The sequence below is a fragment of the Siphonobacter sp. SORGH_AS_0500 genome (genome assembly GCF_031453245.1).
In the GTDB taxonomy this organism is placed as follows: Bacteria; Bacteroidota; Bacteroidia; order Cytophagales; family Spirosomataceae; genus Siphonobacter.
Genome location: NZ_JAVIYT010000001.1, coordinates 1,729,341 through 1,742,596, shown reverse-complemented (window position 1 = coordinate 1,742,596; position 13,256 = coordinate 1,729,341). Strand labels below are relative to the sequence as shown.

10 protein-coding genes are annotated in these 13,256 nt (G+C 44.7%); 1 reads left to right on the top strand and 9 read right to left on the bottom strand.

The genetic code is table 11. From position 1 onward, the window contains the following. Positions 1-58 precede the first annotated feature (58 nt). From QE357_RS07155 to QE357_RS07115, 9 genes are all read right to left on the bottom strand, one after another. The gene (locus QE357_RS07155) at positions 59-808 is read right to left on the bottom strand and encodes a LexA family transcriptional regulator (protein WP_309706537.1); all 750 of its coding nucleotides are present in this window, start codon (positions 806-808) and stop codon (positions 59-61) included. 434 nt (positions 809-1,242) lie between these two features. Next, a complete protein-coding gene (locus QE357_RS07150; RefSeq protein WP_309706536.1) occupies positions 1,243-3,159 on the bottom strand; it encodes a TonB-dependent receptor domain-containing protein in 1,917 nt (638 codons plus the stop codon). Between the two features lie 180 nt (positions 3,160-3,339). Next, the gene (locus QE357_RS07145; protein WP_309706535.1) at positions 3,340-4,686 is read right to left on the bottom strand and encodes an AMP-binding protein; all 1,347 of its coding nucleotides are present in this window, start codon (positions 4,684-4,686) and stop codon (positions 3,340-3,342) included. Further along, positions 4,683-5,804, bottom strand: a complete 1,122-nt coding sequence (locus QE357_RS07140; protein WP_309706534.1) for a thiolase family protein — start codon at positions 5,802-5,804, stop codon at positions 4,683-4,685. Before QE357_RS07140 ends, QE357_RS07145 begins: the two co-directional genes overlap by 4 nt. Positions 5,805-5,953: 149 nt before the next feature. Continuing rightward, the gene (locus tag QE357_RS07135; protein ID WP_309706533.1) at positions 5,954-8,539 is read right to left on the bottom strand and encodes a response regulator; all 2,586 of its coding nucleotides are present in this window, start codon (positions 8,537-8,539) and stop codon (positions 5,954-5,956) included. A 51-nt stretch (positions 8,540-8,590) separates the two neighbouring features. After that, positions 8,591-8,977, bottom strand: coding sequence for a response regulator (locus tag QE357_RS07130; RefSeq protein WP_309706532.1), 387 nt, complete (start codon positions 8,975-8,977; stop codon positions 8,591-8,593). A gap of 588 nt (positions 8,978-9,565) precedes the next feature. Next, a complete protein-coding gene (locus QE357_RS07125; protein WP_309706531.1) occupies positions 9,566-10,996 on the bottom strand; it encodes a circularly permuted type 2 ATP-grasp protein in 1,431 nt (476 codons plus the stop codon). A 207-nt stretch (positions 10,997-11,203) separates the two neighbouring features. Further along, positions 11,204-11,671 (bottom strand): peptide-methionine (R)-S-oxide reductase, encoded by a 468-nt coding sequence (gene msrB / locus QE357_RS07120; protein ID WP_309706530.1) that lies wholly within the window; start codon positions 11,669-11,671, stop codon positions 11,204-11,206. 219 nt (positions 11,672-11,890) lie between these two features. After that, positions 11,891-12,829 (bottom strand): phosphatase, encoded by a 939-nt coding sequence (locus QE357_RS07115; RefSeq protein ID WP_106635476.1) that lies wholly within the window; start codon positions 12,827-12,829, stop codon positions 11,891-11,893. A 204-nt stretch (positions 12,830-13,033) separates the two neighbouring features. On the opposite strand from QE357_RS07115, the gene rpsU reads away from it, so the two are divergent. After that, positions 13,034-13,228 (top strand): 30S ribosomal protein S21, encoded by a 195-nt coding sequence (gene rpsU / locus QE357_RS07110; protein ID WP_094811467.1) that lies wholly within the window; start codon positions 13,034-13,036, stop codon positions 13,226-13,228. The last annotated feature ends 28 nt before the right edge of the window (positions 13,229-13,256 follow it).

Sequence of the window (13,256 nt, the reverse complement as noted above, 5' to 3'; positions counted from 1 at the left end):
CAAATATAAAATAAAAATTTAAAGTTATACAAAAAATAAAGACATTTATTCACTTTTTTTATACACTACTCGGAAAGCCGCTGAATAGGGAAATTATTTTCACAAAATAGCCCGCGAAACGCCATAATTCCCGAATATCTTCCCGGCGAACGGGATAAGGGGCATAGCGATCATTCAATGACTTTAGTACAAGCACTCCCTTTTCGGCAAGGTAGTTATAAATCATTTTTAACACGACTCCTTCATCCTGAGTAACGACCAGACAAATCGAACCATTCTTGACCGCTTCCCAATTTTCAATGTATTCCCCAAAGACTACCGCTCCATCGCGTAAAGGAGGCATGGACTCACCCTCGTAAGGGAAGGCCCGGTATTTACGATCGCGAGCCAGAAAAGGCAGGTGAAACGTAGGTAATTTCCCAATAAAATCCAGATCGCCGTAGCCTTCTGCATACCCACCTAAAGCCTTAACATGAACAAATTCAACGTTTTCCTGATCCTGCGTATCTACCGTTGTGGCTAATACCCGAAGTTCAGGAACTTTAGGCATGTTTACAGGCTCTTTACTGAGATCTTTCCGAAGTAGGTCATCTACGCTTACCTGAAAGAAATCTGCTACTTTTACTAAATCACCGTAGCGAGGCTCCGCCCGTCCAGATTCATAAGCAGCCCAGGTTGACTTTTTTAATCCTAATTCATCCGCCAGACGTTGCTGAGAAACCTTCCCCTCTAATCGACCGCGTAACTGAACTAGATTTCTGGAAAAAAAGTCCGGTTGTGTTAGCTCTTCAGCAGATATATTATCCATTTTTTTTAGTCAATTCTTATAACTTTTGAACAAATATAGAATTATTTTCTCGTATCGAACAAGAAACGTACACATTTTTTGGTTCAAAAATTTCAATAAGAATTATATAGTAGTAATTATGCTTTTCTATAGAACTTTACTAAGGTAGGAATAGCTGGTCGTTATCGATAATGGATGATGCCTACAAATGCTGCTTCCAGCGGCAAAGATTGTAACCTAGCGACCGAATTGCTGTACAAGTCTATGTTCAAAACAAAACAAGCTAGTAGCCTATAACGCCGCTGCCAGCGTAGCCCGGCCAGCTTGCTGTATAATTCCGTGCTCAAAACAATAATAATTCAACAGCCTACTAGTCTATAAACGCCGCTGCCAGCGTTTCCGCTGGCAGCAACCACTCTTCCATACCATTTACAAGCCGACAGCGGCAAAAGTCATTACAATTTCAACGAGATTCCACTCGTCACCCAGCGACCGGGTTGCTGTACAAATCCGTGTTCAAAGTAAGACTGATTCAACAGGTTATTGGCATCGACGAATAACCGGAACTTCGGACGATTCCAGGAGAAGCGGGTATCGACCAGGTGAATCGTGGCGTAAGGCTCGGGGGCGGTAGTGGCATCCCATTGGTATTCACCCTCGCGTTTTTTGAGCGTATACCAAAGATCCAGCGAAAGATCTTTGGCCAGCCGTACATTCGCTCCTACACTCAATTTATGCCGCAGGTAATTCAGGGTATAAAACGACTGGAAGTTATTTTGCTTCTTATCCGCCCAGATGTAGGCATAATTGAAAGTTAGTCGTTGAAACCAATGTTTCTCATTACCCAACACCTGAGCCATTCTTAAAGTATACGCTACTTCCGCCCCAATCGTGTTCAGATTATTAATGTTTTCAATGCGGGGAACGGCCTGATCGGGACGTTTGATTTTGTCGATAGCCGTGCTGCTTTGCCGATAGAAAACAGAAAGAGTCGTTTGGTCAATCGCGGTAAATCGCTTCGTTCCTACCTCATAACTCCAGGCTTTTTCTGGCCGCACATTGGGGTCAGCAATAACGGTAGAGGTATTACCATACATCTCCGTAAAAGTCGGGTAACGCACCGCCCGATTCACACTTCCATAAATGTTAAGTGTTTCAGAGAGCGAATAAGAAGCGTCCAGTCCGGGGTACCATTCGTTACCAAACTGCGAGTTAATGTTAAACAGCGTCCCAGCCACCAGCGTCAGTCGATCCCAGCGTTTGAATTGCTCCAGGTAAAAGTTGACATTATCCCGGTCTTTGCCTAAAGTGTAGTTATTACCGAAAAAACCCGGCACTTCCCGCGACTTTGCTAAAGCATCTCCTAGACGGTTACTAATGATGGATTCCCGCCGCCACTCGGCTCCAAAGGAAGTGGTACCCCAGGCATTTGTCCACTTGTTACGCCATTCGATATCATAGACGTTAGTTTGGTGAAAGTTAATAGAAGCCGGTTTGGTGTAGCGATAGTTATTGAAATCGTACATATCATAATGCCGCCGCCAGGAACCCGTCAGGTTTGAATACCAGCTTTTGGTTAGCTGTCGGTCAGCTTGAGCCACCACAAAATACTGCTTTACCTGCTCGTATTGATTGTTGAATTTGGGATGATAAAAATTGGAAGCTCCAAACTGATTATCCATAAAACCGCCTTGCAAGGCCAGCGTCGTCCGGTCTAAGTGGAAAGCCGTTCTTCCGTACAGATTATGTCGGTCAAAAGCGGTGTTATAGGCATATCCATCGCTATGAATTTTTTCAGCCGCTACGAGTGTTGTCTGTTTTTCGGTGGTTAACCCAACCGCTGTATTTAATTGATACAGACCATATTGACCTCCGGCGGCTCCAATTTGTACCTGACTGGGCTGATTCTTTTTGGTAATGATGTTAATAACCCCTGAAAAAGCACTGGGGCCAAACACACGCGAAGCTCCGCCCTGAAGAATCTCTATTTTCTCAATCATTTCCAATGGAAAAGGCAAATTGAGCGAATGGTGGCCCGTCTGCGGATCATTCATTTTAACACCATCCACTAAAATCAGCGTCTGATCGAAGTTCCCGCCGCGAATACTCACGTCGGCCTGTACACCCAGCGGAGCTCTCGACCGCACGTCGACGTTCAAAGCGTATTGCAATACGCCATCCAGGGTCTTAACGGGAGCTTTTTCGATTTCCTGAGCGGTAATAACGGTGACATTACGGGCCGTTTTCCGAATATCCGTTGATTGTAGGTTAGCGGTCACTGTAACTTCCGATAAACCAACGGTTTTAGTGGAATCCTGAGCGTACAAATGGGCAGAAAGGAGAAATGCAACGATGTATACTATACGTTTCATGTAATAAACAAAGCATAAGGACTCAGCAAGAGTTAAAATGGATCATTCATGAATGCCTGGGCACTAGAATTCCATCACACTTCTGTGAGTGAGTTAAGAAAAAGAAAAACAGGGTACAATCGGGTAAAGGCTAGTGAACCCTGAAGATTCACAGCAAAGGAACAACCCGATCAATCGAACTTAACGTTCGAGCGAAGCAAGGGAATCTTCTTCGGAAAAAATCCGAGCAACAGCCTGATAATCAATCTTTCCATTATCTTTTCGGGGAAGATTGCGTAACTCCAGAATACGTCTGGGCTGTTTGAACGTAGGTAAGGAATGTAATAAATGGGTTTTTAGCTGCTGGCTATAATTTGCCTGAACATGACCCGGGTAACTGGCACTAAACACCAGATAGATATCGTGCGAAAGGTCCTCCCGAAGCAAGCCTACGACGGCGACTTCGGTAACAAAGGGTAGCAGTTTCGCACTGTTTTCTATTTCTTCAGCAAAAACGTTCAGACCCCGACGATTAAACATCCGGCCCGAACGGCCCATCAGAATCAGGCGTCCGTCTTCGATTAACCCTAAATCAAAAACCGTATTAACGCCCCGGTAATCGGGTGATACATAGTCACTTTCAACCAAAATTCGCTGATCAACGATTTTGATTTTCACGCCGGGAAAGGCCTGTCCCACCGCGTAACTATGCTGAATAATCTCCTGATTCTGCTGGTAACTGACGTGCCCTAACTCGGCAGCACCGTAATACTCGGTCAATAAAACGTCGGGGCAACATGCCAGCAGAATTTCCGCTAATGAAGCCTCCAGCTTTTCCCCCGCACTAACCAGTGACCGGATTCCTGGCAGCGATAATGATTTTTTTGCCCAAAGCCGATAGTGCGAAGGCACCATAAACACTGAGCTAATCTGCTGCTCCTGCATTTGTCGGGGCCAGCTGGCAGCCGACTTCAGTGAAGTCATGACCACCGTCCCTCCCTGCCAGAGCATATGCAGCACGCTGTTCAGGTTAGCCGAATAACTCAGGGCATCCAGTACAAACAGACGGTCGTCCGGGGTAATGCCAAATACGTCACTTTGATGCGGGAAAGCCGTTACCCAGCTCTGGTAGTCTTTCCAGATTACTTTGGGAGTTGACTCAGTCCCAGAGGTTAATACACCAAGGAATCGATCTGTCAAGGTAGCGGACTGTATTTCGGTCAGAGCTACGCTTTCCTGATTTCTTGGTGGTAAAGTCGTCGCTTCTTCCTGCTCGAGCAAGCCCTGAATTTGCTCCTCATTTAGCTGAGTAGAAGCCATAATACTGGCTTTCCCAAGAGCCATTAACGCCAGTAAATCCAGCAGATTTTCCAGCGAATGGGCGTGCGTCAGGATAACTTTGGGGGCAGTGACTCGGTGCTGGTAAGCCCCCCCCCGATACTTAATCTCCTCACTCAACTCGGCATACGAAAGACTCCGCAGGCCGTACACGATGGCCTGCTTTTCAGGAAATTTTTCAGCGGTATGAAGAATTCTCTGAACGATCACGCGTTGAGATTTTCGATCATTAGAGCGATTCCGAGTCCTCCGGCAACACCGACCGTTACGAGTCCAAATCGCTTGCGGGTATGTTCGAGAGCCCGCATGAGGTGAATTAAATTAATGATTCCAGAGGCTCCGAACGGATGTCCGTAAGCCAAATTGCCCCCAAAGATATTCACTTTTTCTTCGGAAATATTCCAGTGCCGCATAAATGCGAGTGGTTTTACCGCAAATGACTCATTGATTTCGAATAAATCAATCTCCTGAATCGACCTTTTACTTTGGCTTAATAACCGCTCCGTAGCCCAGATTACCCCAGCCGGAGCCATCGTAGGTACCCCCCCTGCAAGAGCCGAAGCTACAATCCTGAATTTGGGCTGAAAATCAGCTTTTCCCGGTGCATTGATTAACAGAACTCCGGCAGCTCCGTCATGTAAATGAGCGGTATTGGTATGGTCAATTAAAGCTGAGGTTTGCGTTGCCCATAACTGAGATTCCAACAGATTTTTGCGGATGGGCTGATCGCTGAAAAAATTTTGATACGGAAGACGAATTTCCTTCAATAGCTGTTCCGACTGGCTGGCTAACTGATGGCTGCGAAGCGTCCAGCGGATCATTTCTTCTTTCGTGATGCCATACGTTTCAGCAACCAGACGAGCCGCTTCGGTCAATCGCGAATCACCCCAACTTTCGGGAGCAAAGGTGGCCTGCGTATAGTACGTGTCTTCATCCTGATACCGAAAATCACGAGTGTGATACTGTCTTCGGGGGGCTAGGCTGTTGCTTTCCATACCTCCCGCAATCACACACTGACTCATTCCACTTCGAAGCTGGGCTTCGGCCATGATCACCGACCGTAGGCCCGCTCCGCACTGCATATCAATGGTCGTAGCCGGAATAGCTACTGGAAGTCCGGCTTCTAGTAAGGCATAACGGGCCATGTTTCCACCCGTCCCCAGGGCATTTCCAAGCATTACTTCATCCAGCGTTGCCGAAAGAGAAGGATATTTACGAAGAAACTCCCGGAGTATTTCAGCCATTAATCGCTCAGGAATTTCGGTCTTGTAATAGCCATTTGCTTTACCCGTAGGCAGACGAAAACCTTCGACGATGTATGCTGACATTGGATGCAATTAATCTTGAATAACCCTGCGAAGGTAGAATCTTATTCAAAAAATGCCGTAATCCAGGTTCTGATTACGGCATTTTGCGGGAGTAACTATTTGCCTGTCACGAAAAATGAATCGCTATTAGATCGCCTTTGTACGTGACACTAAGCAGGTAAGTATTCTTTGCGTGCTTCTTCCACGAGGGGTAATAACGCATCTATGCGTACCTGCACCTCATGTACCAACGGTTGAACCAGGTTGATATCCGCACCTTTGGTACCATACTCCTGTAGCTTGATAAATGTAGGGGTCAGTTCTTCTGCTCCAATCATCTGAACGGGCGATTTTAGGGCATGGGCAATTTTACCCACTTCCTCCACATTCCCCGCCTGCAAAGCATCATTCATTTTTTGGAGCTGTAGAGGTGTTTCTTCTAAAAATACGGTTAATAAGTCCGCCATCGATTCGTGATCTCCGCCGGTTACATCGTTCAAATAATCAAGATTAAGTGTAGGAGCCATCATTTTTGGATCGTTTTTTAGAGCATTTTCAGAATGTACAAAGGTAGGCGTATTTATCTGAAGCATCTTCCGAACAATTTTATATAAATCATTCATCTGGAAAGGCTTGGATACGAAATCATTCATACCTACCTGCAAACAATGCTCCCGTTCTCCCACTAGGGCATGAGCCGTCATGGCTACGATCGGCACATCCAGTTTCAAAATGGTTCGAATTTGACGGGTAGTTTCATAGCCATCCATTTCGGGCATCTGAATATCCATCAGAATCAGATCGTACTTGTTCGATTTTAATTTCTCGAGGGCTATTATTCCATTGCCTGCCACTTCGGACGAATAACCCATTCGGCTCAATACGGCAGTAGCCAGCTTCTGATTCATAGGATTGTCCTCTACAATCAGGACTTTAATATGCAGATTGGACTGACTACTCGAAGAAGCAACCTCTGATTCTTCGAGTACCTCCTGCCGGGCCACTTCGTAGGGAATGTCGACAGTAAAGGTAGAGCCCAATCCGGGCGTGCTAATCACTGCAATAGAGCCTCCCTGCATCTCTACCAGCGAATGAACGATATTTAGTCCTAAACCCGAGCCGCCGTACTGACGCGTAGTAAATGAACTTTCCTGCCGGAATCGTTCAAAAATGTGGGGTAATACATCTGTGGCAATCCCAATGCCTGAATCTTTCACAACCAGTTTCACCCAAGCTACGTCACCTTCCTGGCGGCTATAATGAACACTAATGTGTATTTTCCCTTTCTCGGTAAACTTGATAGCGTTTGAAGCCAGGTTTAGTAATACCTGGGTTAATCGCGTTGGATCACCCAGTACCACCGAGGGTAAATTCGGATCAATCTGCACTTCCAAAGCCAGTTGCTTATCGAAAGCCGCTGGTTGAAGCATAATTTTAATGGACTGCACCAAAGCAGTAATGCTGAATGGTATTTTCTCGAATTGAAGCATGCCTGCTTCAATTTTAGAAATATCCAGAATATCGTTAACAATGGTTAGCAGATTACGGCTAGCGGTATTGACAGCTCTTAAATATTCAATCTGCTCCTGAGTTAACGGACTAGTTTCCAGCAAGTTTGTAAATCCAATAATCGAGTTAAGGGGCGTTCTGATTTCGTGGCTCATGTTTGCCAGGAAGTTTTCCTTCATCAAAGCCGCTTTCTCAGCCATTTCCTTGGCTTCCCGCAGTCGCGTATGTGACAATAATCGATCTGTAATGTCAACATAACTCGAAACAATATACTGAATATTTCCGTCTGTATCATACACAGGGACGGCTGAATTCAATAACAAGGTACGTTCTTCTCCAATCCGCAACTCCATATCGTCCACCTGAACAGCCCGTCCTTCGAGGGCCTTGAAGTAAGGTCGTTCTTCATGCGGGTATTCCTCGCCAGTTGGAAAACGATAAATTTGTAAGGAGCGGAATAAGGTATGGTACGAATCAAAAACCGACTGTTGCCTCAGCATCGTACGCGTGTTTTTGTTGGTATAAAACACCTTTCCCTGCTGATCATATACAATAACGGCGGCTGGAATGGCATCCAGAATTTCCTTCAGTCGTTTTTCGTTTTCCTGTAACTCCAGGTTAAGTTTCGTTCGGCTTTTCAATACCCGAAACAGCAGAAAAACGGCTCCGAGAATAATAATAACCGCCACAAGTGTTCCAACAAAAATGCTTAGAATTGCTTCGCTCGCCGACTCTTCACTCTCCTGTACGCGTTTGGCAAGCAGAGTTTGTTCATCGTCCTGAATTTCAATTAACAAAGCCCGCAATTCATAGGTCTTATCCAGATAAGCCCGGCCCGAATCCAGCTTTTGCATACTATCCTGCATACCCGTCTGAAGGAATAGCTGCTGCCCTAAGTTTAGTTTTTCAAGAAGCTTCTGATTAAAAAAACGTAATCTCTTTTTCTGGAGGTCCGTTCGGGCGAAGTCATTCAGATCTTTCGACTGATCAATCAGATCTTTTGCGTTTCGATTAAAATCTGCTAGGAAATAGGGATTTTTACTGAGCAAATGTCCCCGCAAGTCATTGTCGATATGCGTCAGTCGAGTGTCAACCTGTTCCGCTTTTTCGAGAATCACGTGCGTATGAGTAATCCAGTTATTGGTCGTTACCAGCCGTTGGATCGTCTGATGCCCATTAATTCCCAGAAGGACTTCTATAAGAAACCCTCCCCCTAACATTAAACCTATCCAGAATTTAAGTCGCATCCGTGAATGTGCAGTCGTATTGAATATTTTTAATTTATAGTTATAATAGAGCTATTTAGATGATATATCAGTTAGTAAAGACAATAGGGCTTGAGGACGCAGAGGCTTCATAATGTAGCCATTAACGGCTTCAGAATTCAATATTTCTTCCGTTGGCACATCTCCAGACATAATGTAGATCTGCACCTTAGCATCAAATGATCTGATTTCTTTGCTGGCTGTAAAACCATCCAAATCAGGCATTTGGATATCCATTAAAATTAAATCGAAAGACGTTTTACGAGCCAATTCTATGGCGGCTAACCCGCCCTCTGCTGTCTGGACCAACGCACTCGTTTTGGCGACTACCCGCTGGGCTATCTGTAAATTAAAAGGCTGGTCGTCTACCAATAATACTTTTAGCACAGGAAGATCAGAACTAGCTAAAGATTCGGACATGTTCTTGTTGAAGGTACAAACGTTATAAATCCAGTTGTAAACAATATGTACTCTTAATAAACGCAGCAAAGCACGAAGTTATCGATTAAGCTACAAAATAAAAATAATTGTTCCTGCGGAGTCTGATTCCGCTGGTTCGTAACCCAATTCGGGTTCTAAAAGTTCTGTTTTTTGAAAGTCTTAGAGGTGGGCTAAATTGATCTTTTATTATAAGTTAGAGACCCTGCTTGAGTCTCGCGTTTCATTGCTGCAAACCCCGTCGTCTTCCTCCAAAGCGAAGAATCTTCATTACCTTGAGAACGTATTAGATCATACGATACCTTTAAAAACACCAAAGTCGCCTCTTTCTACAAAAGTGATCAGCACTGGTGCGAGATTCCATCTCGTTCCTAGCCTAATAAGCAAGTTCCCACCTACCGATATTCTTCAAGCCGATCAGTCACAGCAAAGATTATGAAGGCTTTAAAAGTGATAATTCGTAGTATAAAACAGGCTTTGTTGATCAGGCTGCATTCGCTGAAGAATAAAAAAGAGTCCTCCAGGTCAATGATTTTAACCTAGAGGACTCTTTATCAAAGTATGATGTATTTACCACATAACCCAGGTGTCTTTACTTCCGCCACCCTGCGAAGAGTTTACTACCAGCGAACCTTTATTCAAAGCTACACGGGTTAAACCTCCGGGAATGACGTTAACGTCTTCACCATAAAGAATATAAGGTCTTAAATCTACGTGACGACCTTCAATGGCACCGTCTACCAGGCAGGGTACCCGTGACAGAGAAATGGTAGGCTGAGCAATATAATTTCGGGGATTTGCTTTGATTTTTTCCCGGAAAAGAGCATGATCTTCTTTCGTGGCTTTGGGACCAATCAGCATGCCATAACCGCCTGCTTCATTGGCTTCCTTTACTACCAGATTTTCAATGTTCTCCAGCACGTAAGCACGGTCTTCTTCTTCCCGACAGATGTACGTCCGAACGTTAGGAATAATAGGCTCTTCATTCAGGTAATATTTGATGATTCGAGGTACGTAGGCGTAGATTACCTTATCATCCGCAACGCCCGTTCCAGGAGCATTCGCCAGGGCTACTCTGCCTTTTTTATACACATCAAAAATCCCGGGAATGCCAATCAGTGAGTCTGGATTGAAGGCCTGAGGGTCCAGATAGGTATCGTCAATGCGACGGTAAATAACGTCTACTACCTGAAAACCCTTGGTAGTTCTCATTTTCACGTAGCCATCGTGAACTACCAGGTCACGGGCATCTACCAATTCTACGCCCATTTGCTGAGCCAGGTAAGAATGCTCGAAATACGCTGAATTATAAATGCCCGGAGTTAACACGCAAACTGTAGGATCTGGCCGTCCCGAAATGTATTGTAGCATCTGCAACAATCGGCTTGGGTAATCGGAAACCGGACGAATGTCGGTACGGGCAAAAACTTCGGGGAAGGTCTGCTTGAGTAACTCCCGGTTTTCGAGCATGTATGAAACGCCTGAAGGACAACGCAGGTTGTCTTCCAGTACCATGTATTCGCCGTCGTCGCCTTTAATCAAATCCGTTCCGGTAATGTGGCACCAGATTCCTTTGGGTGGTTTCAGGCCCTTGCAGGCGGGTAGAAAGCACTTCGACGATTCAATCAAATCGCGGGGAACAATGCCATCGTTCAGGATTCGCTGTTCATTATAGACATCATCGATGAACATATTAATGGCCTTAATTCGCTGAATCAGACCTTTTTCCAGCTTGGCCCAGTCTTCATTCGGAATAATACGGGGGATAATATCAACGGGCATGATACGTTCGGTACCTTCATTTTCAGAATATACATTGAACGTAATACCCATGGCCATCAATGACCGCTCGGCGGCTTGGTGTCGCCGAACCATTTCTTCATAGGTTAATTGCTCGCTTCGTTGCTTAAAAGCTTCGTATCCTTTCCGAACGTTTCCGTCGGCATCAAACATCTCATCGAAAAAACCTTCCGTCTGATAATTGTCATAGGAAAATTCCATAGGTGTCCAGTTGTTATAAAATCTAAAAATTCCTTAAACAATTATTAAAACCTCTACATAATCGGAAAAATAACCAATTAAGTATAAGCATACAATAGATATACCAAATCTTATACCGAATTACTCTACAAATTTGGGTATGAGAAAAAAGCCCTCTGGTTGGAAAAATACAAAAAAGACCAGCAGTTCTCTGCTGGCCCTGGGTAATTATTTATTTCGTTCAAACAGTAAAGCCGCCGAATTAATAGTGTACTTCAATCGCCCCGGAGCGGAGCCATCCGGCGTAGACCGCCCCAGGTAAGCCCCGCAACGACTGCAAGTCAATTCATTACCTCGGCCACCGGGCATTTCTGTTTCCTCTACATTACGAGGATTGGCTACCCGCGAAAACGTGGGCCAGCCACTACCATTATCGAACTGGGCATCCGTTTTGAACAATTCAGCATTACAACATACGCAGCGATAGCTTCCTTTCTCCCGATTGTTCCAGAACTTTCCGGAAAAAGCCCTTTCCGTCCCTTTCTGCCGGGTTACGAAATACTGCTCGGGAGTGAGAATTCGCTTCCACTCTGAATCCGTTTTTTCAACCGGGTATCGCTTAACCGGATTCTGAGTCAGTAGGGTGCCCACCAAAGGTGTTACTAAACAGAATTTAAGGAAGTGTCTTCTTTCCATTACACAAATCAATCCGTCTTAATAATGCAGGTTTTGGAGTGATATTCTCGTTGATACTTAGGCAACCTATGAACGCGTAAAAGGTTTAGTAGTACTTGATCTTTTTAGCTTTTTTATCGCCTCCAAAATCTTAATCAACTACCTTCTTTACCAAATACTTGTTCAAAAAGATACGCAAAACGGACTGGTATCGTGCGATGTTGAGCTTTTTTAACAATTCTATGATTCCTGCTTACTCATTCGGGACAACATTCCTTCCTTCATGGCGTACATCGAAACGCGGATATTTTTCAGACCGTATTTCCGCAGGAGGAAGGCAATGAGGCAACTGGCTACCACGATCATATCCGCCCGATACGCTTTCATACCGGGAATTTCCAGGCGTTGGTCATGATCAGAAGTAATGAATTTTTCGTAGGAATCAATGAACGAAGCCAGCGGCAACTCTCCGCTAGTTAACGATGGATCAGGCAATTCGCCGGTTTCACGAATGGAATGAATGTCCAGTAAAGTCTCGAAAGAACCTGCCGATCCAATCAGCTCGTGGGCTTCGTACTGGTGTACGGCGTTGGTTAAAGGCACCAGTTGCTGTTCCAGGTATTCATTGAGCTTACTAATCGAATCGGGCAAAATTGGATCGGTTTGATTGAAGCGATCCATCAATCGCTGCCCGCCAATTTCAAAACTTTGTTTCCAGAACAGTTTCTCGTTGTTGCAAAGAATAAATTCTACACTTCCACCGCCAATATCCACGATGAGTGACGTTTCTTTTCTAAGCTTCATTCCGGCTTTTACTCCTTCATAAATCAGGCCTGCTTCTTCTTCGCCTTTGATGATGGTAACCGTTATGCCGGTTTCTTCCAGCACTCGCTGGGAAAATTCAGCCTGATTGGAGGCATTGCGAATGGCACTTGTACCCAGAGCCGTAATTTTCTCAGGCTCAATGTTATATTCATCCGTAATCTGTCGAAACTGTTTCAATACCCCGATGGCCCGACGGATCCCTTCATCTGAAATTTTACCTTCTGAAATTCCGCCTTCGCCGATTTTGGCGGGTAAACTGGAATCGTGCAGAATTTTAAAATTCCCCTGCTCCATTTCCGCTACCATCAACTGAAAAGTATTCGTACCCAAATCTATGATCGCCTGACGTTTCATGTGTCGTATGCCTTGATGATGAGGCTATTTACCTATAAATAAAAAGAAAAAGGTAGGGGCTATGCCCAACATCTCCCGCGGAGAATTCCCTACTGATCGAATCCTTCGCCAAAGTTGTTAATAAACTATTGAAATTTTGAAATAGAAGCGTATATTTGCAATCCTGTTTTGGAGTTGAACCATTCAAATTGCCGAATAACACACATGATTATCGTTCAAGTTAAAGAAAACGAAAGCATTGACAAGGCTCTCAAACGTTTCAAGAAGAAATTCGAAAAAACGGGCGTAATGCGTGAACTTCGTTCTCGTATGGCGTTTACGAAGCCATCAATCACTCGTCGTCACCAGGTCATCAAGGCGGCTTACCGTCAGAAGATGCAGGAAAGCGAGCAACAATAGTTGCAGTAACGGATTCAACAATCCCTTA

What these genes read in the sequence shown, in the direction of transcription:
- QE357_RS07115 (WP_106635476.1), bottom strand. Translation starts at nt 12,829, where the DNA reads ATGAAACGTCAGGCGATCATAGATTTGGGTACGAATACTTTTCAGTTG.
- rpsU (WP_094811467.1), top strand. Translation starts at nt 13,034, where the DNA reads ATGATTATCGTTCAAGTTAAAGAAAACGAAAGCATTGACAAGGCTCTC.
- QE357_RS07125 (WP_309706531.1), bottom strand. Translation starts at nt 10,996, where the DNA reads ATGGAATTTTCCTATGACAATTATCAGACGGAAGGTTTTTTCGATGAG.
- msrB (WP_309706530.1), bottom strand. Translation starts at nt 11,671, where the DNA reads ATGGAAAGAAGACACTTCCTTAAATTCTGTTTAGTAACACCTTTGGTG.
- QE357_RS07150 (WP_309706536.1), bottom strand. Translation starts at nt 3,159, where the DNA reads ATGAAACGTATAGTATACATCGTTGCATTTCTCCTTTCTGCCCATTTG.
- QE357_RS07135 (WP_309706533.1), bottom strand. Translation starts at nt 8,539, where the DNA reads ATGCGACTTAAATTCTGGATAGGTTTAATGTTAGGGGGAGGGTTTCTT.
- QE357_RS07130 (WP_309706532.1), bottom strand. Translation starts at nt 8,977, where the DNA reads ATGTCCGAATCTTTAGCTAGTTCTGATCTTCCTGTGCTAAAAGTATTA.
- QE357_RS07155 (WP_309706537.1), bottom strand. Translation starts at nt 808, where the DNA reads ATGGATAATATATCTGCTGAAGAGCTAACACAACCGGACTTTTTTTCC.
- QE357_RS07140 (WP_309706534.1), bottom strand. Translation starts at nt 5,804, where the DNA reads ATGTCAGCATACATCGTCGAAGGTTTTCGTCTGCCTACGGGTAAAGCA.